The 21159-nt window shown below is 71.5% G+C and carries 16 protein-coding genes; 10 read left to right on the top strand and 6 right to left on the bottom strand.

Annotated features, from left to right (window positions below; all coding sequences use genetic code 11):
• Positions 1-613: 613 nt before the first annotated feature.
• The 3 genes from VFV89_RS06070 to VFV89_RS06060 form a co-directional block, all read right to left on the bottom strand.
• Positions 614-2197, bottom strand: a complete 1584-nt coding sequence (locus VFV89_RS06070) for an NAD(P)/FAD-dependent oxidoreductase (RefSeq protein WP_329705017.1) — start codon at positions 2195-2197, stop codon at positions 614-616.
• Positions 2198-2208: 11 nt separating this feature from the next.
• Positions 2209-3405 carry an aminomethyltransferase family protein gene (locus VFV89_RS06065; RefSeq protein ID WP_329705016.1) on the bottom strand — a complete coding sequence of 399 codons (1197 nt, stop codon included), beginning with the start codon at positions 3403-3405 and terminating at the stop codon, positions 2209-2211.
• A gap of 129 nt (positions 3406-3534) precedes the next feature.
• The gene (locus VFV89_RS06060; RefSeq protein ID WP_329705015.1) at positions 3535-5622 is read right to left on the bottom strand and encodes a prolyl oligopeptidase family serine peptidase; all 2088 of its coding nucleotides are present in this window, start codon (positions 5620-5622) and stop codon (positions 3535-3537) included.
• 18 nt (positions 5623-5640) lie between these two features.
• Between VFV89_RS06060 and VFV89_RS06055 the strand changes: the two genes are divergently transcribed.
• The 7 genes from VFV89_RS06055 to solA all read left to right on the top strand — a co-directional run bounded on the left by VFV89_RS06055 (position 5641) and on the right by solA (position 14054).
• Positions 5641-7518 carry an ABC transporter substrate-binding protein gene (locus tag VFV89_RS06055; protein WP_329705014.1) on the top strand — a complete coding sequence of 626 codons (1878 nt, stop codon included), beginning with the start codon at positions 5641-5643 and terminating at the stop codon, positions 7516-7518.
• 7 nt (positions 7519-7525) lie between these two features.
• Positions 7526-8575 carry an ABC transporter permease gene (locus VFV89_RS06050; protein ID WP_329705013.1) on the top strand — a complete coding sequence of 350 codons (1050 nt, stop codon included), beginning with the start codon at positions 7526-7528 and terminating at the stop codon, positions 8573-8575.
• Between the two features lie 178 nt (positions 8576-8753).
• Positions 8754-9671, top strand: coding sequence for an ABC transporter permease (locus tag VFV89_RS06045; protein ID WP_329705012.1), 918 nt, complete (start codon positions 8754-8756; stop codon positions 9669-9671).
• Positions 9668-10651, top strand: a complete 984-nt coding sequence (locus VFV89_RS06040; protein ID WP_329705011.1) for an ABC transporter ATP-binding protein — start codon at positions 9668-9670, stop codon at positions 10649-10651. The genes VFV89_RS06045 and VFV89_RS06040 overlap by 4 nt, the downstream gene beginning before the upstream one ends.
• Positions 10648-11679, top strand: coding sequence for an ABC transporter ATP-binding protein (locus tag VFV89_RS06035; RefSeq protein ID WP_329705010.1), 1032 nt, complete (start codon positions 10648-10650; stop codon positions 11677-11679). The genes VFV89_RS06040 and VFV89_RS06035 overlap by 4 nt, the downstream gene beginning before the upstream one ends.
• 133 nt (positions 11680-11812) lie before the next feature.
• On the top strand, positions 11813-12907 hold the full coding sequence (locus tag VFV89_RS06030; protein WP_329705009.1) for an aromatic ring-hydroxylating dioxygenase subunit alpha: 1095 nt from the start codon (positions 11813-11815) through the stop codon (positions 12905-12907).
• Entirely contained in the window at positions 12900-14054 is a 1155-nt protein-coding gene (gene solA / locus VFV89_RS06025) for an N-methyl-L-tryptophan oxidase (RefSeq protein WP_329705008.1), read from the top strand. Before VFV89_RS06030 ends, solA begins: the two co-directional genes overlap by 8 nt.
• A 7-nt stretch (positions 14055-14061) precedes the next feature.
• On the opposite strand, the gene VFV89_RS06020 is transcribed toward solA, so the two are convergent.
• Complete coding sequence (locus VFV89_RS06020) at positions 14062-14667, bottom strand: TetR/AcrR family transcriptional regulator (RefSeq protein WP_329705007.1); 606 nt, start codon at positions 14665-14667, stop codon at positions 14062-14064.
• 38 nt (positions 14668-14705) lie between these two features.
• Here VFV89_RS06020 and VFV89_RS06015 point away from each other — a divergent pair, with 38 nt between their 5' ends.
• Both VFV89_RS06015 and VFV89_RS06010 read left to right on the top strand, forming a co-directional pair.
• Positions 14706-15845, top strand: a complete 1140-nt coding sequence (locus tag VFV89_RS06015; RefSeq protein WP_329705006.1) for an aromatic ring-hydroxylating dioxygenase subunit alpha — start codon at positions 14706-14708, stop codon at positions 15843-15845.
• Between the two features lie 281 nt (positions 15846-16126).
• The gene (locus VFV89_RS06010) at positions 16127-17038 is read left to right on the top strand and encodes a hypothetical protein (protein WP_329705005.1); all 912 of its coding nucleotides are present in this window, start codon (positions 16127-16129) and stop codon (positions 17036-17038) included.
• Between the two features lie 86 nt (positions 17039-17124).
• Here the strand turns inward: VFV89_RS06010 and VFV89_RS06005 are convergent, their stop codons facing one another.
• Both VFV89_RS06005 and VFV89_RS06000 read right to left on the bottom strand, forming a co-directional pair.
• A complete protein-coding gene (locus tag VFV89_RS06005) occupies positions 17125-19026 on the bottom strand; it encodes a CocE/NonD family hydrolase (RefSeq protein ID WP_329705004.1) in 1902 nt (633 codons plus the stop codon).
• The gene (locus VFV89_RS06000; protein ID WP_329705003.1) at positions 19023-20078 is read right to left on the bottom strand and encodes a P1 family peptidase; all 1056 of its coding nucleotides are present in this window, start codon (positions 20076-20078) and stop codon (positions 19023-19025) included. Before VFV89_RS06000 ends, VFV89_RS06005 begins: the two co-directional genes overlap by 4 nt.
• Positions 20079-20094: 16 nt before the next feature.
• Here VFV89_RS06000 and VFV89_RS05995 point away from each other — a divergent pair, with 16 nt between their 5' ends.
• The gene (locus VFV89_RS05995; RefSeq protein WP_329705002.1) at positions 20095-21159 is read left to right on the top strand and encodes a histone deacetylase family protein; all 1065 of its coding nucleotides are present in this window, start codon (positions 20095-20097) and stop codon (positions 21157-21159) included.

The raw sequence follows: 21159 nt of genomic DNA, 5'->3' as shown, positions 1-21159 counted from the left end.
CCTTGCGGAGGTCTCGACAGGCTCGACCAACGGGGCCACCACGGTGGCTGAGGTGCGAGGCGCCCCAGCGCCGAGCCTCGAAGCCAGGCGACCCGGGGCTGGGACCCACCCAGGTGCCTTCGCTGCGGAGGTCTCGACAGGCTCGACCAGCGACGGGCCAGCGGATGCCTTCCTTGCGGAGGTCTCGACAGGCTCGACCAGCGACGGGCCAGCGGGTGCCTTCCTTGCGGAGGTCTCGACAGGCTCGACCAGCGGCAGGCCAGCGGATGCCTTCCTTGCGGAGGTCTCGACAGGCTCGACCAGCGGCGGGCACCACGGTGGCTGAGGTGCGAGGCGCCCCAGCGCCGAGCCTCGAAGCCAGGCGACCCGGGGCTGGGACCCACCCAGGTGCCTTCCTTGCGGAGGTCTCGACAGGCTCGACCAGCGGCAGGCCAGCGAATGCCTTCCTTGCGGAGGTCTCGACAGGCTCGACCAGCGGAGGCCACCACGGTGGCTGAGGTGCGAGGAGCGCCAGCGACGAGCCTCGAAGCCGGGCGAGCCGGGGCTGGGACCTACCCTGCGGAGGCTTCGAGGCTCGGCCGTGAACGGCCTCGCGCCTCAGCCACCGTCCGGGCTACCTGCCCAGGTCGCGCAGGACCCGCTGGCTGGCCAGGCGGGCGGGTGAGCCGATGACGCAGCCACCGGGGTGGGTGCCCGAGCCGCACTGGTAGTAGCCGGCCAGCGGGGTGGCGTACCGGCTCCAGCCCGGCGCCGGGCGGAAGAAGTACATCTGCGGGGCCAGGAACTCCCCCGCGAAGATGTTGCCCTCGGTGAGGCCTGTGCGGGTCTCGATGTCCACCGGCGTGACCACCTCGCGGTGCAGGACGAGGTCGCCGAAGCCCGGGAAGTGCGACTCGAGCACCGCCTGCGCCTTGTCGCCGAAGGTCTCGCGCTCGGTCTCCCAGTCGCTGCCCCTGAGCTCGTACGGCGCATACTGGACGAAGCACGAGAGCACGTGCTTGCCGGGCGGGGCCATGTCCGGGTCGACCACCGACTGCAGGGCGCCGTCGATGAACGGCTGCTCGGAGTACCAGCCGTACTTCGCCGCGTCGAAGGCGCGCTCGACGTACTCGATGGTCGGCCCGATGTTGAGGAAGCCGCCGAAGTGGTCGACGGTGTCCGGCAGCGCGGGGAAGGTCGGCAGCCCGTCGAGGGCGAAGTTCACCTTCGCCGAGACGCCGCGGAACCTCATCCGGCGCACGTTGTCGACCAGGTCGAGCGGGAGCTCGTCGGGGTCGCAGAGCTCGAGGAAGGTACGCCGCGGGTCGAGCGCCGAGACCACGACCGGCGCCCGGAGCTCGGTGCCGTCCTCCAGCGCGACCCCGACCGCCCGGCCCTCGGTCGTGATCAGCTGCGTCACCGGCGCACCGAGCCGGATCTCGGCGCCGTAGGCCTGCGCCGCCCGGGCCAGTACCTGGGTGAAGCCGCCGTTGCCGCCCTTGTGGAAGGCCCAGGAGCCGAGGTGGCCGTCGTGCTCGCCCATCTTGTGGAACAGCAGCACCAGGCCGGAGCCCGGCGACATCGGGCCCACCTTGGAGCCGATGATCGACGACGAGGCGTGGTAGCCCTTGACCGCCTCGTACTCGAAGTAGTCGTCGAGCCAGTCGGCGGCGCTGCCGGTGAGCAGGCGGACCACGTCGTGCATGGTCTTGCGGTCGATGCTGCCGAGGTGGTCGAGGAGCCACTTCACGTCGACGGCGTCCTCGGGGTCCTTGCTCCACACGTCCGGCGGCGCGTTGTCGAACAACGGACGCACCGCCTGGCAGACGCGGTCGAGGTCGCGGTGGTAGCGCTCGTAGGCGTCCGCGTCCCGCTTCGAGTGCCGGCGGACCTCCTGGACGTTCTGCTGGTGGTCGTCGCCGAAGAGCAGGTAGTCGCCGTCCCCTGTCGGGTGGAACGACGACGGCATCATCAGCGGCAGGAACCCGTGCTCGACGAGGTTCAGCTCATGGATGATCTCGGGGCGCAGCAGGCTCAGCGCGTAGGAGAACGTCGTGAACTGGAAGCCCGGCTGGAGCTCCTCTGTGATCGCGGCCCCACCGACCACCGGGTTCTTCTCCAGCACCACGGTGCGCAGCCCGGCCTTGGCGAGGTACGCCGCGTGGGTGAGCCCGTTGTGGCCGCCACCGACGACGATGGCGTCGTACTCGTTGGTCATGGCTTCTTCACTCATCCCTTTTTGCGGGCAGGGTCGAAGAACGGCATCTTCGTGGTGGTGACCCGCACGGTCGTGTTGTGGTGGTTGATCGCGATCTCGAGCCGCAGCCGTGTGCCCTCGACGGCGAGGTCCGGGCGGACGCGCGCGATGCCGACGTGCCGCTGCAGGACCGGTGAGTAGACGAAGCTCGTGCAGTAGCCGACCTCGACGCCGTGGTCGTCCAGGATCATCGACTCGTACGGCGGCGGGTGCTCGGACTTGGGCGGGAACAGGTCGGCCTCGCGATAGAGGCGGTCCCAGTCGGCCCAGTCGACGACGATGCCGGTGGTCAGCCAGCGGCTGGTGCCGTCGGTCAGCTCCTTGCGGATCGCCTCCGAGCCGACGAACCTGCGGCTGCCGTCGCGTACGCCGCGCAGCATCCAGCCGAAACCGAGCTCCTTGGGCGTGACCTTGTCGGCGTCGCTGAGCGCCAACCGCGCGTCGTGCCACTCGACGTCGATCAGCGGCAGCCCGGCCTCGATGCGCAGCGTCATCAGCGCCTCCTCGCCGAAGGGGCGGATGCCGTGGCCGCGCCCGGCCTCGAGGACGGCGTCCAGCACGTCGACCGCGCTGTCCTCGGGGACGGTGAGCTCGAAGCCGAGGTCGCCGGTGTAGCCGGTGCGGCTGAGAGTGATCGCGGTGTCGGCCACCTTGACCGGCACGTGGTCGAAGTAGCCCAGCGTCTCGGCCTCCGGCATCAGCGAGCTCAGCACCTCGCGCGAGCGCGGGCCCTGGACGGCGAGCATCCCGTAGCCCTCGGTGACGTCCTCGAGCTCGACACGCATCCCGCTACCCAGCTCCTCGAACCAGCTGAGCGCCGGCCGCGCCGCGGTCAGGAGGAACTCGTTGGCCGAATGCCGGAAGACGACGCCGTCGTGCATGACGTAGCCGTCGCCGTCGCACCAGCACGTGTAGTGCGCCTGCCCGGGCCGGCAGGTCGTCACGTCGCGGGTGAGCGCCCGAGCCAGCAGCCGCTCCGCGTCCGGCCCCGTCACGACGTACTTGTAGAGCGGGCTGGTGTCGAAGACGCCGACCGAGTTCCGCACCGCGAAGTACTCGTGCTTGGGCGCGTGGCTGTAGCGCAACGGCGACAGGGTCCCCTGCCAGTGCGTGTAGAGCCCCTGGTCGTTGAGCTCGCTCAGCCGCGGGTGGAACGGAGTCGTGCGCACCCGTGCACGCTACCCGTTACTGATCGGTGAGTCAGTAGTCGCCGGACTCGACCCACCGCTGATCGAGCTTGTCGAGACCTCCGCAGCGAGCGCCGGGAGCCGACCCTGCGGGGATCTCGACAGGCTCGATCAGCGAGGGATTGCGTCCAGCTTGTCGAGCAGCCAGGCGTAGACCTCGGCCTCGTAGGCCAGGTGCGCGAACCGCCCGGACGGACCGACGTGTGCGCCGGCGCCCAGCTCGACTCGGAACAGGCAGCCCGGGCCCCAGTCGCGGTCGGACTCGCGCAGCGCGGCGACCCACTTGGCCGGTTCCCAGACCATGACCCGGGCGTCGTGGACCGCACCGGTGACCAGCAGGGCCGGGCGGCCGCCAGGCGCGGGCAGGTTGTCGTACGGCGAGTAGCGGAGCATCCACGCGTAGTCCTCCGGCCTCGACGGGTCGCCCCACTCGTCCCACTCGTTGACCGTCAGCGGGATCGACGGGTCGAGCATCGTCGTGACCACGTCGACGAACGGGACCTCGGCCACCACCGCGCGCCAGCGGTCCGGCCGCTGGGAGAAGACCGCGCCCTGCAGCAGCCCGCCGGCCGAGAGGCCGCGGGTGGCGATCCGCGTGCCGTCGACCAGGCCGGCCGCGGCGAGGCCGTCGGCAACCGCGACGTGGTCGTCGAAGGTGTGCTGCTTGTGCTCCAGCCGCCCGTCCAGCCACCACCGCCGGCCGCCCTCGCCGCCGCCGCGGACGTGCGCGTGCACGTAGACGACCCCGCGGTCGAGCAGGGACGGGATCGCGGGGTCCCACTCCTGGTCGGGGTAGACCGCCTCGTAGGCGCCGTAGGCGTACATGACGCACGGCGCGGTCCCGTCCAGCGCGGTCTCGACGTGCCGCAGGATCGTCGCCGGGACCGGCGTTCCGTCGACCGAGGGGAAGGTCCGCTGCTCGGCGACGTACGCCGCCGGGTCGAACCCGGGCGCCTCCTTGCGCAGCAGCTCGGTGCGCGCGCCGGAGCCGAACGAGACCGCCGACCAGACCGGCGGGTGCAGGTAGGACTCGTCCGCCACCACGACGTGGTCGGCGGAGAACTCCTCGTTACGGGAGACCGAGACCGAGCCGCAGTCGAACGCCGGGTCGACCACGAGCCCTTCCGACGTGGGCGCGGAGACCGGCACGATCCGCAGCCGCGAGTGCCCCTCGGCCCTCGAGACCAGGACGACGTGCGAGGCGAAGGCCTCCACCGACTCCAGCCGCTCGCCGGGCACCGGGTCGCGCACTGGCGTCCAGGCGGTGTGGTCCTGGTCGGCGTCCACCGGGACCGGCGCGGCCATCAGCCGGAACTCGGGCTCGCCGTCGTTGGTGACGACCAGCAGCCTCGACGAGCCGTCGGGGAGCACGCAGTGCTCCGCGTGGTACTCCACGCCCCGGCGCCGGCCGCCCACCGAGCGGGCCGGAGCGGTAGGCGCGGCCGCCGGCACCACCCACACCTCGCTGGTGTCGCGGCACTCCGACCAGATCACCACCTGCTCGCCGCTCCGGGTGGTGCGGACCATCAGCTCGAACTTCTCGTCCGGCTCCTCCATGACCAGCTCGTCGGAAGCGACCGGGCTGCCCAGCCGGTGCCGCCAGACCTGGTGCTGCCGCCAGAGCTCGTCGTGCACGGTGTAGAAGAAGTACGCCGAGTCCGCCGACCACGCGCCGCCGTACGCCGAGCGCGGCACGACGTCTGTCAGCTCCCGACCGGACGCGAGGTCGCGGAAGCGCAGCTCGTAGACCTCGTCGCCGCTGAGGTCCACCGAGTAGGCCAGCACCGCCGCGTCAGGGCTGACCTTCCACTGGCCGAGCTCGACGTAGTCGCCGCCGCTCGCCAGCTCGTTGACATCGAGCAACAGCTCGGGACCGGTGTCGTCCTCCGCGGCATGACGACGACGTAACAACTGCACGTACTCCCTTCCCTCCGGGAGGACCGTGTAGTACGAATACCCGTGCTGTGGCCAACTGATCGACGAGTCAGTAGCCGGAACCCTGCCGGTCATCTCGGCCCGCAGCTTCCGGACGAAGGGGCTCAAATGGCCGGTGGAAGCGTCGTACCAGTCCCGTTCGGCGGCGAGGTGGGCCAGAGTGCCGACGTCGAGCCTGCGCATCCAGTGGTAGGGGTCCGGGCGTCGGAGCCCGTGCGCCACGTGCTCGAACGGCTCACGCGGTGGCACAGGAGGTCCGGGCACAGGCGGCACCGTACCCGGGTGGTGGCCGCCGCGGCGCTCCTCGTCTCGGCGGCGGTCAGCGGCGCGATGCTCGGCACGCCGGGACCGGCGAGGGCGGCCGACAAGGTCACCTTCACGGTGGGTATCACCAACGAGGTCGACTCGTTCAACCCGTTCCTGGGGATCGAGGCGGAGTCCTACGAGATGTGGGCGCTGACCTACGACTACATGATCAGCTACTCGATGAAGGACATGTCGCCCCAACCGGGGCTCGCCACGTCGTGGGAGACCTCCGACGACGGGCTCACCTGGACCTTCCACATCCGCTCGGGCGTCATGTTCTCGGACGGGGTCCCGCTGACCGCAGCCGACATCGCCTACACCTACAACCGGATCCTCGACGGTGGCCCCGAGGCGGCCAGCTGGAGCTCCTACCTGACGTCGGTCACGAAGGTCGAGGCGCCCGACCCCACCACCGTGGTGCTGACCTTGAAGAAGCCGAACGCCGTCCTTCCCCTGCTCCCGATCCCCATCGTTCCCGAGCACATCTGGAAGGACGTCAGCGAGAAGGACGTGAAGTCCTACGCGGCGGAGCCTGAGAACGGCCAGCCGGTGGTCGGCTCCGGGCCGTTCCGGCTGGTCGAAGGCACCGCCGGCGGCTCCACGTACCGCTTCGAGAAGAACCCGGACTACTGGGGTGGCGCACCGCACATCGACGAGGTCGTCTTCCGGGTGTTCAAGAGCGACGACCCCATGGTGCAGGCGCTGATCAAGGGTGAGATCGACTTCGCGGAGGACGTCACGCCGCTCCAGGTCAAGGCGTTGCAGAGTCAGGACGGCGTCACCGCCGTCAACGGGCAGTCGCCCGGCTTCGACGAGATCGCGTTCAACACGGGGGCCGTGGACACCGAGACCGGCAAGCCGATCGGGGACGGCAACCCGGCACTGCAGGACCCGAAGTTCCGCCACGCCCTCGGCTACGCGCTGGACCTGAACCAGATCGTGGACAAGGTCTACCAGGGCGCGGGGCTCCCCGGAGACACGCTGATCCCGCCGGCGTACAGCAACTGGAGGTGGACCCCGCCCGCGGACGAGGCGTTCACCTTCGACCTCGACAAGGCCGGTCAGCTCCTCGACGAGGCGGGCTACACCCAGGGTGCGGACGGCAAGCGGACCATGCCGGACGGCTCGCCGCTCGGAACCCTGCGTCTCTTCGCCCGGAGCGAGAGCAAGACCTCCATGGGCACGATGACCTACTTCAAGGAGTGGCTCGCCGACCTGGGGATCGACGCGGAGGTCACCAACATGGAGAGCAACAAGCTCACCAACGTGATCCTCGACGGTGACTTCGACGCCTTCCAATGGGGCTGGTACGTCGAGCCCGATCCCGACTCGATGCTCAGCTACATGACCTGCGACCAGCGCGGTGGCTGGTCGGACTCGTGGTACTGCAACCCGGAGTACGACGACCTCTACGAGCAGCAGAACAGCGCGACCGACGTCGCCCAGCGGCAGGACGACGTCACCCGGATGCAGCAGATCCTCTTCGCGGACTCGCCATACCTGATCACCGAGTACAACACCTACGGCGAGGCGTTCCGCAGCGATCGGTTCGCGTGCTTCGAACCACAGCCCGACCCCGGCGGCATCCTGCTGTTCCAGTACGGCGTGCACAACTACCTCAACATCCGACCGGCCGACCAGGCGGGCGACTGCGACGGCATCGCCACCGCGTTGGGGGCGCAGACCGAGGACGGGACCCCGGTCAGCTCCGGAAGCGGGCCCGGTGGCGGGAACGACGACGAGGGCAACAGCACGCCGATGCTGGTCGTCGGCGGTGTGCTGCTCGCCGCACTGGCCGCGGGCGGCGTCGTGTGGGCGGTGCGCCGCCGGTCCACGGCCGCGGAGCGCGAGTGAGCCTGCGATGACCGAGCCAGTCCCACCGGGACCGGCGGTAGCGGAGATCGCGGCAGCCACCCAGACGACCCGCCGCCGCAGCTACGGCCGCTACGTGCTCGGGAAGGTCGGGGGCGCGGTCGGGAGCCTGTTCTTCGTCACGGTGGTGTCCTTCTTCCTCTTCCGGGTGCTGCCCGGAGACCCGGCCCGCACCCTGGGGCGCGGCCGCTTCAAGACCGAGGCGCAGCTGGACGCCTTCCGCGCGGAGTACGGCCTCGACAAGCCGCTGCCACTGCAGTTCCTGACCTACCTGAAGACCACGTTCAGCGGCGATCTCGGCGACTCCCTGCGCTACCGGGTGCCCGTCTCGGAGCTGATCGTGGACCGCCTGTGGCCCACGGTGCTCCTCGTCGGCACCGCCACGATCCTGGCGACCGTCATCGGCGTCTACCTGGGCGTGGTCAGCGCCTGGAACCGCGGCCGAGCCGTGGACCGGGCGACCACCGGCGTGACCCTCACTCTCTACTCCATGCCGGAGTGGTGGTTGGGACTGCTGCTCATCGCGGTCTTCGCGGTCGGCCTGGGCCCGGTCACCGGCGTCTTCCCCACCGGCGGGCTGCACTCGGTCGACGCCGAACCGGGGACGGTCGGTTACGTCGCCGACACGGCCAAGCACCTCGCGCTGCCGGTGCTGACCCTCACGTTGGCCTATCTCGCCGACTACTCGCTGATAATGCGGTCCTCGCTGCTCGACGAGCTCGGTGAGGACTACCTCACGACCGCCCGTGCCAAGGGGCTCCGTGACGTCGTCGTACGCCGACGGCACGCCGTGCGGAACGCGCTGCTGCCCACCACGACCCTCATCGCGCTCTCGATCGGCTTCGTGGTCTCCGGAGCCATCACGGTCGAGACGGTCTTCTCCATCCCGGGGCTGGGGCTGTTGGCCACAGAGGCGTTGAGCATCCCCGACTACCCGGTCCTGCAGGGAACCTTCCTGGTGACCTCGGCCGCCGTGATCGCCGCCAACCTGTTTGCCAACCTGGTCTACGGCCTGCTCGACCCGCGGGTGCGCACATGACCGCGTCACAGCCTGGATCCACCGATTCGCGGCGTCGCGAGCCTCACCAGTCGGGTGCGATGGCAAGGCGACGGAGCGACGACGTGCTTGGCCGCCCATCGAGCGACGCCAACTCCGCCAACGCGCCCGAATGGTGGCGCGCAGCAGGCGGGAATCGGTGGATCGAGGCTGAGACGTCGTGACCAGCGCATCCGAGACCGTCCGCCTCACCCCCGCTCAGGTCGCGAGGCAGCGCCGAGCAGCCGCCCTCCGGCGTACCTGGACCAGCTTCCGCCGGCACCGGTCGGGGCTCTTCGGCCTCGCGCTGCTGACGTTCTTCGTCGCGGTCGCCCTGCTGGCGCCCGTCCTGGCCGATGCCCAGGGACTCGAGGTCACCAAGGCGACCGGCGGCGTGCTGGAGCCACCCTCACGCGAGTACTGGCTCGGGACCGACGAGAACGGCCGCTCCATCCTGACCCTGCTGATCTGGGGCGCACGCATCTCGTTGTTCGTGGGGTTGCTCGCCACGCTCATCTCGATGGTCATCGGGACGTTCATCGGCCTCTCGTCGGGCTTCTTCGAGGGCTGGCCTGCTCGGCTGCTCTACCGGGTGACTGAGTGGTTCCTGGTCATCCCGTTCGTGCCCCTGGCGATCGTGCTCGCCTCGATCCTCGGCCGGTCCCTGATCAACATCGTGATCGTCATCGGCGTCACCAGCTGGGCCAGCACCGCCCTACTGATCCGCAGCCAGACCCTCTCGATCAAGGAGCGGCCCTACGTCGAGCGCGCCCAGGTCCTCGGCGCCGGCCGGTGGCACCAGATGTCGCGCCACGTGCTGCCGAACGTGATGCCGATGGTCTTCGCCAACACCACGCTGACGGTCGCGCTGGCGATCCTGGCCGAGACCACGCTCAGCTTCCTCGGCCTCGGCGATCCCACCCGGGTCTCGTGGGGCTCGATGCTCGATGACGCGTTCACGGTCGGGGCGATGACGACCGGAGCCTGGTGGTACATCGTGCCGCCCGGGGTCTGCGTGGTCCTCGTGGTTCTCGCGTTCACCCTGGTCGGGCAGGCTCTGGAGGAAGTCTTCAACCCACGCCTCCGGGAGCGCGCGTGACCGAGACCGGCGCAGCCACCGAGCTGCTCGCGATGCGTGACGTGCGAGTCACCTACCAGACGTCCGAGGGACCGCTGCCCGCCGTACGCGGTGTCGACCTGGTCGTGCGGAGGGGAGAGGTGGTGGGCGTGGCCGGGGAATCCGGGTGCGGAAAGTCCACCCTTGTCAGCACCGTGCTGCGGCTCCAGCCCAAGGACGCCGAGGTCGAGGGCGCCGTCGAGGTGCTCGGTGACGACGTGCAGACGATGAAGTGGGGCGACCTGCGGGCCCTGCGCTGGGCCGGAGCATCAATCGTGTTCCAGGGCGCGCTGCACTCCCTCAACCCGGTGCAGCGGGTGGGCCGGCAGATCGCCGAGCCGATCGGCGTGCACGAACCCGGACTCTCGACGGACGCGGTGGACCGCCGGGTGAGCGAACTCCTGGAGCAGGTCGGGCTGAGTGCGTCGCGGGCGCGGTCCTACCCGCACCAGCTGTCGGGTGGCCAGAAGCAGCGGGTGATGATCGCGATGGCACTGGCCTGCCGACCGCAGCTGATCGTGGCCGACGAGCCGACCACGGCGCTGGATGTGATGGTGCAGGCACAGATCCTCGACCTGCTGCGTGCCCTGGTGCGCGACCTCGACGTGGGGTTGATGATCATCAGCCACGACCTGTCCGTGCTGGCCGATATCTGCGACCGGGTGCTGGTCATGTACGCCGGCCGCGTCGTCGAGTCCGGGACCGCAGCTGAGGTGTTCGCCGACCCCAAGCACCCCTACACGGCCGCGCTTTCCGGCGCCTTCCCGCGGATCGGCGACCAAGCCGCGCGGTACTCGCCGGGAGGCCTGGCCGGCGACCCGCCCGACCCCCGATCGCTGCCGGACGGCTGCTCGTTCGCGCCGCGGTGCCCCCGGGTGGTGGAGCGCTGCACGTCTGCCGAGCCGCCGCTGGCCGACGTGGGCGGCCGGCCGGTGGCCTGCATCCGGGCGGGCGAGCCGTGACCGCCGGCCCCACCGACGCCGGCGCCGCACCCCTGCTCGAGGCGCGCGGGGTGACGGTCGAGTTCCTGACCCGCGCCGGGCATGCCGCCCGGGCGCTCGACGGCGTCGACCTCTCGGTCCAGCCGGGCGAGGTGCTGGCGCTGGTCGGCGAGTCCGGTTCGGGCAAGACCACGCTGGCCCGCACGCTGATGGGGCTCCAGCGGCCGACCCGCGGTCAGGTGCTCTTGGAGGGTCGTCCCCTCGACTACTCCGCACGGGGGCTGCGTTCCTACCGCAGGCGCGTTCAGATGGTGCTCCAGGATGCCGCCGGCGCGCTCAACCCGCGGCAGAACGTCTACGAGTCGGTTGCCGAGGGCATCCGACTGCACGGTCGCGCGAAGTCCGACGACCAGGGCCGCTCCGAGGCCGAGCTGGTCGCCGCGGCCATGTCGGATGCCGGCCTGAGACCGCCCGAGAAGCTGTTCCTGCGCTTCCCGCACGAGCTCTCCGGGGGCCAGAAGCAGCGCGTCCTGATCGCGGGCGCCCTCGCGCTGCGACCCGAGCTGTTGCTCGCCGACGAGCCGGTCTCCTCCCTCGACGCCTCGATCCGCGGCGAGATCCTCGCCCTCCTCCTCAAGCTCCGCCAGGAGCTCGGCATGGGCGTGGTCGTCGTCACCCACGACCTGGGGCTGGCCTGGAACATCGCCGACCGGATCGCGGTGATGTACCTCGGCCGGGTGGTCGAGTGCGGCACCACCGAGGAGGTGCTGATCGCGCCGCGGCACCCCTATACGAAGGCACTGCTCTCCGTCGTACCCGAGATCGAGGGCCTCGAGCCGGTCGTCCTCACCGGCGAGATCCCCGACCCGACTCGGATCCCCGCCGGCTGCCGGTTCCACCCCCGCTGTCCCGCCCTGGCCGACGGCACGGCAGAACGTGCCGACGTCGCCGGGGCCTGCCGGACCGAACCGCTCGAGGTGCTGCCCGGGACCGGCGAGCACCGGACCGCGTGCCACCTCGACCGTGTCATGTCCTCCACGCCGCGATAGTCCGTGACGAAACGGTGGCACGAACACCGTTCTCCACAACCACTTCGTCACGGACTATCCCGCGGCTCGACACGGCGAGCCCCAAGGTGACACGCTTGGCCTTACTGACTCGCGGATCAGTAAGGGAGGCGCTTTGACCGACGGGCTGCAGGCTGCGCTCCCCCGTGAGATGTACGTCGACACCGGTCACTGGGAGGCCGAGCGCGACGCCGTGCTGTACGGCGAGTGGTACTGCGCCGGCCGCCTCGACGACCTCGGGCTCGCCGCTCCCAAGCGCGTGGTCCCCGTGGGCGTGGCCGGCGAGTCGGTGCTGGTGACCAGCGACGCGGACGGCGTCCTCCACGCGGCGTACAACGTCTGCCGTCACCGCGGCTCCCAGCTCTGCCCACCGGGGCAGCCCGCCCAGGACGCGGGCTCGCTGCGGTGCCCCTACCACTCCTGGACCTACGGGCTGGACGGGTCGCTGCTCCGCTCGCCGCACGCGAGCGTCGACGACCCCGGATCGTTCGCGCTGCACCCGGTCGGGGTGGAGACCTGGCAGGGGTTCGTCTTCGTCCACCTCACGCCGGGTGGGGCCGAGCCGCTGGCCGGGCAGGTAGCGCACCCGGACGCGGCGCTGCGCAACTACGGCATCGGCGACCTGGTCACCGGGCGGGTGCTGCGCTACGACGTGGCGGCCAACTACAAGGTGCTCCTCGAGAACTACAACGAGTGCTACCACTGCGGACCGGTGCACCCCGAGCTGTCGCGGCTGGTGCCGTCGTTCGCCGGTGGCGGCTCCGACCTCGACTGGGACCACGGGATCGCGCACCGCGAGGGCGCGTGGACCTTCACGATGTCCGGCACCACGACCCGGGCCCCGCTGCCCGGGCTCGACGAGCACGAACGGACCCGGCACAAGGGCGACCTGGCCTACCCCAACCTGATGCTCTCGGCCTCGGCCGACCACGTGGCGGCGTTCGTCCTGCACCCCCGCGCGGTGGACCGGACCGAGGTCGTGTGCTCGCTGCTGTTCGCCCGCGACGAGGTGGCGGACCCCGCCTTCGACCCCGGCGACGCCACCGAGCTGTGGGACCTGGTCAACAAGCAGGACTGGGCGATCTGCGAGTCGGTGCAGCGCGGCATGTCGTCGCGGGCCTACACGCACGGCTGGTTCGCACCGATGGAGGACGACAGCCTCGACATCCGGCGGTGGCTGCTGCCGCGGCTGGAGGTCGGCCGTGGCTGACCGCTACGACGTCGTCGTGGTCGGGCTGGGCGGGCTCGGCAGCGCCGCGGCGTGGGAGCTGGCCCGCCGGGGGCGGACCGTGCTCGGGCTGGAGCGGTTCCGGCTCGGCCACAGCCGCGGCGCCAGCCACGACACCAGCCGGATCCTGCGGCACAGCTACCACACGGCGGCCTACGTCAGGCTCACCCAGGAGGCGTACGCCGACTGGGCGGTGCTCGAGCGCGAGACCGGCCAGGCGCTGGTGACCCGGACCGGCGGCCTCGACCTCTTCCCGCCCGACCCGGCGATCCCATCGATCGACTACACGGCCGCCATGGACGAGGTGGGCGTCGCCTACGACGCCCTCGACGCCCACGAGGCGATGTCCCGGTGGCCGCAGCTGCGGCTGCCGGCGGGGACGCTGGCGCTCCACCAGGAGGACGCCGCGATCGTGCCGGCCGGCCGGACGACCGCGGTGCTCCACGAGGCCGCGCGCCGGCACGGGGCCGAGCTGCGTGAGCGCACGCCGGTCCTGGGGCTGGAGGACCTCGGTGACCGCGTGCGCGTGACCACGCCCTTCGGCGACGTCGACTGCGGCGGTGTGGTCGTGGCCGCCGACGCCTGGGTCAACGACGTGGTCGGCAGCCTGGGGCTGACCGTGCCGCTGGAGGTCACGCTCGAGCAGGTCACCTACTTCTCGCTCGACCGGCCGCAGGACTTCTCGGACCTGCCGCTGTGGATCTGGATGGACGACCCGTCGTTCTACGGCTTCCCGCCCTACGGCGAACCCACGGTCAAGGCCGCGCAGGACTGCGGCGGTCCGGCCGTGTCACCCGACGACCGCACCGACGACCCGGACCCGGAGATGGAGGCCCTGCTCGCCGAGCACCTGCGCCGGATGCTGCCCGGCGTCGGGCCCGCCGTGCGGCGGCTGCGCTGCCAGTACACGCGGACGCCCGACCGCGACTTCGTGCTCGCACCCGTGCCGGGGCACGAACGCGTCGTGGTCGGCCTGGGCGCCGCGCACGCCTTCAAGTTCGTGCCGACCTTCGGCCGGGTGCTCGCGGACCTCGTCACCACCGGCGAGACCCGCTCCGACGTGTCGGCGTTCGGGCTGGACCGGCCCGCGCTCACCGAGCCCGACTACCAGGCGCACTGGCTGGTCTGACGTGAGTTCAATCGAGCGTCGCAACGTCCACGCCCAGCTCCACCGCGAGCTGGGCGGCCACCCAGCTGCGCAGCTGGTCGCGGGTGACGGTGCGGTGCACCACCGCGGCCACCGAGAGGCCGTCCACCAACGCGGAGAGACGGGCCACCGTGGCCTCCGGGTCGGGGCAGGTGAAGTCGCCGCTGGCGACGCCGTCGTCGACCACCCCCCGCAGGATGTCCTGCCACTGGTGGTCGAGCCGCTTGAGCACCGTGCGGATGTTCTGGTCGCGCTGGGCCACCGCCCACGCGTCGATCCAGATCCGCCAGCCCGTCGCCCGCCCGGTGGGGCCGTAGAGACGAAGCACCCGGCGCAGCCGCTCGATCGGGTCGCCGCCGGTCGCGGCCCTGTCCAGCCGGTGCAGGTCCTTCTCCACCGCGTGCGCGAACGCCTCGGCGACCAGGTCGTCCTTGGTGCCGAAGTGGTAGAAGACGAGCGCCGGGCTCACGTCGAGGGCCACCGCGACGTCGGCCACGCGCGTCGAGGCCAGCCCCAGCCGCTCGAGCAGCTCGACGGTCGTCGAGAGGATCTCCTCCCGGCGTACCTCCACCGAACGCCGCGCCCTGCCCGCCATGGCGCAGACCCTAGTGTCCTCAGTCGACGGGAGACCGCATGACCGACGTGAGCCACCTCGCCCCGCCCGCGGACCGCGAGCTGGTCCAGATGCTGCCGGCCGAGGCCTACACCTCCGAAGGGGTCCTCGCCTGGGAGCGGCGGCACCTCTACGCCGGCGCGTGGAGCTGCCTCGGCCGCGTCGCCGACCTGCTCCCGCCCGACGGGTCCGAGACCCAGCGCGCGGTCGCGGCGGGCGACGTGTCCTGCCTGCTCGTGCGCGAGGGTGGGACGGTCCGGATGTTCGCCAACACCTGCCGGCACCGCGGCCACGAGCTCCTGCCGGACGGCGGCACGTCGACCAGGCGCAGCGTGATGTGTCCCTACCACGCCTGGACCTACGACCTGTCCGGGCGGCTCAAGGGTGCACCGGGCTTCCGCGACGTCGAGACGTTCTCCTTCGACGAGCACGGGCTGGTCGAGCTGCCGGTCGAGGTCTGGAACGGCTGGGTGTTCGGCCACGCCCTGCACCCGCTGGGCGAGCCCGGCGTGCCGTCGTTCACGCGGTACGTCGGGGAGCTCGAGCGGCTGCTGGCGCCGTACGACATCGGGTCGCTGGTGGTCGCGGACCGGCACACCTACGAGGTGGCCGCGAACTGGAAGGTGATCGCGGAGAACTACCACGAGTGCTACCACTGCCCGCTGATCCACCCGGAGCTGTGCCAGGTCTCTCCCCCGGACTCCGGGGAGAACTACGACCTGCCCGGCGCGTGGATCGGGGGCGGGATGGTCCTGCGCGACGGGATGGCCTCGATGTCGCTGGACGGTTCCCTGGCCGCCACCCCGCTCGACGGCGTGGACCCCACGGCGGTGGAGTACCTCCACCTGCTGCCCAACCTGCTCGTCTCCGCCCACCCCGACTACGTGATGACGCACCGGATGGTGCCCCTGTCGCCGGGCCGGACGTGGGTCGAGTGCTCCTGGCTGACGCTGCCCGAGGCGGCGCCGGCCGGGGCGCGGGGGGCCGTGGAGTTCTGGGACATCACCAACCGCCAGGACTGGGCCGCCTGCGAGTCGGTCCAGCGCGGCCTGGAGTCGCCGCACTTCAGCCCCGGGCCGTTCGCACCCAGGGAGGACGCGGTCGCGCAGCTGGTGTCTGTGATCGGCGCGGTCTACCGGACCGGCGGGCTCTCGGTGTGACCCCGCCTCGGTAGTCCGTGACGAAGTGGCGGCCCGAACACCGTTCTCCACAGCCATTTCGTCACGGACTATCCCGGTCCGGGCGGGCTGTGGAGAGGGCGCAAGGCCGTTCGTGGATCATGGGCATGCTCGCTCGCATGGACCAGGCGGCGGGACCCGAGCTGTGGGCGCTCGAGGCACGCCCGCACGTGGTGCTGCCGTGCCGGGTGGATGGGTCAGGGCTTCACGGACCCACGCGAGCACAGGCTCGGGGGCCGGAGTGGAGGACCAGCAGCCACGGCATGTTCGTTCCCTCCTCGGTGGAGCTCACCATCGAGCAGCGGATCGCGGAGGCGTCGTGCCTGCTGCCGGGCTGGGGCGGTGTCACCGGCTGGGCGAGCCTGCACTGGCAAGGGGCGACGAGTTGGTTCGACGGCAGATACGCCGACAGCACGGACCGCCCGGTGTGGCTGGCGGTAGGTGGCGATGACATCCGACCACAGCCGGGCGTCGCGATCAGCGCCGAGCGGCTCGACCCTCGTGACTTGGTGACCGTCGACGGAATCGCGCTGACGAGCGCCGTGCGATCGACGTGCTTCGAGATGCGATACGCGAAGGACGCGCGCCGAGCGGCCGTGGTCCTCAGCATGGTGGCCTACTACGACCTCGTCTCGATCGACGAGCTCGCCGAGTACGCCGCCCGCCACTCCGGGTGGACGGGCATCCCTCAGTGCCGCGCCGGCATCGGGCTTGCCGAGGAGAACTGCTGGTCCCCCGCAGAGGTCGACATGGTCCTCGTGTGGAAGGTGGACGCGGAGCTGCCCCCTCCGCTGTGCAACCAGCCGCTCTTCGACCTCGTGGGCAACCACATCGGGACTCCCGACCTCGTGGACGTCGAGGCAGGCGTGATCGGCCAGTACGACGGAGGGCTGCACCTGGCCGGCGCCCAGCGTGCGATCGACGAACGTGCAGAAGAGCGCTACCGGGACTTCGGGCTGGAGTGCTTCACCATGGTCGCCGCAGACCGCAGCAACCCCGGTCGGATGGCCGAACGCATGCACGCCGCTCGCAAGCGCGCACTCTGGGAGGCGGAGTCGCACAGGCGCTGGACCGCCGTACCCCCGCCCTGGTGGACCCCCACGACCACCGTCGAGCTCCGTCGCGCACTCGACGCCGACCAGCAGGCGCGCTTCCTGCGCTACCGAGCGGCTTGACCCACCCACCATCGGGATAGTCCGTGACGAAATGGCTGCCCGAACACTGTTCTCCACAACCACTTCGTCACGGACTACCGCGGCGATCAGCGCGGGATGGTCTCCCGCCACTCCCGATGCCCCACCTGCTCCTCACCGTCGAAGGCGTCGGCCTCGATGAGCACGTCATAGCCCTCCGGACCGATGTCCACCCGAAGGGTGGAGACGACGCGGACCTCGACGCCCGGCCACGTGAGGCGGTAGGTCGTCTCGGCCGTCGCCCACTGGGCGAACGTACGCCGGTCGACACCCACCTCGCCGCGGTAGTCCTCGAGTGCGGTGCCGTCGTCGGGGATGTCGTAGGACGACACCGACCGGACCGCGCAGGTGGTGGTGCGCCGCAGCACGTCACGGGTGACCGACCAGGTGACGTCGGTCGGGTCCTCGGTCGAGGTCTCCGCGCCCGGCACGAACGACGGCGGGGCGACGCCCGAGTCGGCCCACAGCGGGAGGTCGAGCGCGCCACCGTGGACGGTGAGCGTGACCGGCGCGGGAGGTGCGATCGTGTTCGGCCAGTCCGCGCCGGCCACCGAGAGCCGGAGCCGGTGGCCGGGGTCGGGCCGGTACGCGCATGCGTCGAGCACCAGCTGGACGTCGTACTCCTCTCCCGGCACCAGCGGCTCCGGCTCGGCACCGCCGCGGAAGGCGAGGTCGAGCGTGCCGCGGGTCACGAGCGCCGAGGTGCCATCGGGGAAGACGTCGCACACCTTGACCGAGAGCGAGGCCGCGGGGGCGGACGTGCTGACCCGCAGCCGGGCCACCGGGTGGCCGACGACCACCGGCTGGTCGTCCCACTCCCAGGTCAGCGAGTGCGCGTCGTCGTCGCGCTGGTCGCCGGAAAGGCCCCACGGCAGGTGTCCCGCGCAGTCGATCCAGGCCGCGGTGCCGACGTCGGGCTCGACGGCGAGCGAGCGCGGGCCCGTGAGGTCGTACGTCGCGACGGCCCGCGATGCGGGCGGCCACGGCCCGCTCACCCAGAAGCCCGGGTGCTCCTCGAGGTCCGGCTCCGGCACCACCGACGTCCGCACGAAGACGTCTGCCCGGTCGGTCCACTCCTCGGGTGCCCGCCCGCGGAGCCAGCGGTCCCACCAGGCGACCATCTCGTGGTCGAGGTCGATGCGCGGGCCGGGGATCGCAGTGGCCGGGTCGGCATGCGCCCACGGTCCGGCCAGGAGCCGCCACGGCGTGCCGGCCGCGCCCAGCCCCGTCACGGTCCGGAAGGAGTTGTTGCGGTAGCCGTCGGCCCAGCCGGCCACGATCATCGTCGGGCACTGGATCCGGTCGTAGCCGAGGTGCCGCAGCGACCCGGCGTGCCAGTAGGGGCCGTCCCGGTTCTCCCGCAGCCAGGTGAGCAGCCAGGGCTCGTTGGTCTCCCATCGGCGCCGCCACTCCTCGCGCCAGTCCGACGGCCACTGCGCCGGCACCGGCGGCAGCACGCACATCGGCGTCATGTAGTGGCAGTAGTCGACCAGGTCGACGAGCCGCAGCGCGTTCCCGCGCCAGTGCACGTCGTCGTTCCACCGGTCGTCGCTGGAGTAGATCGCCACGATCGCCTTGAGCGCCGGCGGCCGCTCGGCAGCGATCTGCAGCGAGTTGAAGCCGGAGTACGACGTGCCGAACATCCCCACGTTGCCGTCGCACCACTCCTGCTCGGCCAACCACGCGATCACCGCGCAGAGGTCGCTGCGCTCGACGAGTGGGTACTCGTCGGTGGCGTCGCCGGCCGACGACCCGGTGCCGCGGAGGTCGACCCGGCACACGGCGTACGCGTGCTCGTCGCGAAGCGTGCGGTAACCGTCGGCATAGGACGACGTGAGGTCGTCCTTGCGGTAGGGCAGCGCCTCGAGCAGGCACGGCTGGGGCTCGTCGGTGTCCGGCAGGAAGATCGTCGCGGCGAGCTCGACGCCGTCCGCCATGGTGATGCGGACGGCCCGCTCGCTGCCCGTCACCCGAGCCGCCCGTGCTCGCGCAGGAGTCGTACGACGAGGTCGGGGTCGAGCCCCTCGGAGGTGTTGCCGTCCCGGCCGACGGTGGTCGGCGACATGAGCAGGGAGTTGAGCACCGACTCCTCGGCCGCGTCGACCACGGCCTCGAACAGGTCGTCCAGCCCGCGCATCCCCAGCCGCCTGCCGTTGTCCAGCACGGTGCCGTTGCGGTCGGTCCGTGCGGTGGTGCTCGCGGCCAGGAAGATCTCGCCGCTGCCGTGGTGTGCGGTGGACCCAGCCCGGGCCAGGCCGAGCCCGATCCGGCGCGCGAGCCGCTCGCAGCCGAGCGGGTCGACCGGCGCGTCGGTGACGACGACGCCGATGCACGAGCCCGCCGGCTTGGGCGGGTCGACATGCTCGGCGACGAGCCGGCCGACCGGGACGCCGTCCACGGTGAGCCGGCTGCGCTGGCCGAAGTTGGTCATCAGCAGCACGGCCACGGTGTGTCCGGCCGGCGTCACCCGTGACGAGGTGCCGATGCCGCCCTTGAAGCCCAGGCACGACATCCCGGTCCCGCCGCCCACCGACCCCTCGTCCGGCGGCGCCGACGACCCGCGCGAAGCGAGCGCCGCCTCGTGGGCCGCGTACACGTCGTCCGGCGAGACCCACATGGTCCGGATGTCGTTGAGGAACGAGTCGTCGCACTCGGCCACCACCGGCACGAAGATGTCCTCGACGAGCTCCGGGTGCCGGTCCAGCTCGAGCATGAACGCCGCGTCGTAGACCCGGCCCACCTGGCTGGTCGACGTCAGGTAGACCGGCGACTCGAACAGCCCCGACTCCTGCAGGGACAGGAACCCGGTGCAGTCGCCGATCCCGTTGAGGACCGCACCACCGCCGACCAGCGGCCGCGGGTAGGCGTCCTGAGCCAGGAAGAGACAGCTGACCCCGGTCATCGCGGTCTCGCGGGTGATCGTCACGTGGCCGAGCCCGACGCCCTCGACGTCCAGCACGGAGTTGGTCGGCCCGGTGGGCAGGCCGCCGATGGCGATGCCGAGGGCGCGGGCGCGGGGCATGTGCACATACTGACCCATGGATCAGTACGCCGTCCCGGTCGTGTGGTCGCCGCAGACGCGTCTCCACGACCCGAGGCACGAGGTCTGGGTCGGCGTGGCGACCGAGGGCACCGAGCGCGCCGCGCGCGTCGACGCCATCCTCGACGCGCTGCGGGCCGGGGGCCACGACCTCGTGGAGGCGACGGTCCAGCCCGACGACGTACTCATGGCGGTGCACGAGCCCGAGCTGCTGGGGTTCCTGCGCACCGCGGCCGACCGCTGGGCCGCCGGCCCCTACCGTGACCTGGTGGGCCAGGAGAGGGTGGTCCCCTACCTGTTCCCGACGCCGGCGATGACCGCCGGCCTGCCGACCCGGCCGGCGGTGGCGGTGCACGCCGACGCGGGCCGGTTCGCCTACGACACGATGACGCTGGTCGGCCCGGGGACGTGGGAGGCCGCCCGCGCGGCCGTCGACTGCGCGATCGAGGCCGCCTCGCTCGTCGCCGCAGGTGCCCGTCTGGCCTACGCGCTGTGCCGCCCGCCCGGCCACCACGCGACCCCCGCCGGCTTCGGTGGCTCCTGCTACCTCAACAACGCGGCGGTAGCGGCGCAGGCCCTGCGCCGGTCGGGCGCCGACCGGGTGGGGATCGTCGACGTCGACGCTCACCAGGGCAACGGCACCGCGGCGATCTTCTGGGACCGTGCCGACGTCCGCTACGGCTCGGTCCACGTCGACCCCGGGGCGGGCTGGTTCCCGCACATGGTGGGGTACGCCGACGAGACCGGCACCGGCGCCGGTGCCGGCGCCACGCGCAACCTGCCGCTCCCCGAGGGCGCCGGTGACGAACCCTGGCTGGCCGCGGTCGCCGAGCTGGCCGGCTGGGTCTCCGAGTGCGACGCGCTGGTCGTCTCGCTCGGCGTCGACGCCGCCGCCGACGACCCGGAGAGCCCGCTCCAGGTCACCGCCGAGGGCTACCGCGAGGCCGGGCGGCTCCTCGGCGCGACCGGGCTGCCGGCGGTCGCGGTCCAGGAGGGCGGCTACCACCTGCCGACCCTGGGCGGGCTGGTGGCGGCGTACCTCGACGGTCACGCCCGGAGCTGA

The sequence above is a fragment of the Nocardioides sp. genome (assembly GCF_036274455.1).
Taxonomy (GTDB): Bacteria; Actinomycetota; Actinomycetes; order Propionibacteriales; family Nocardioidaceae; genus Nocardioides.
This window is presented reverse-complemented; position numbering and strand designations above follow the sequence as displayed.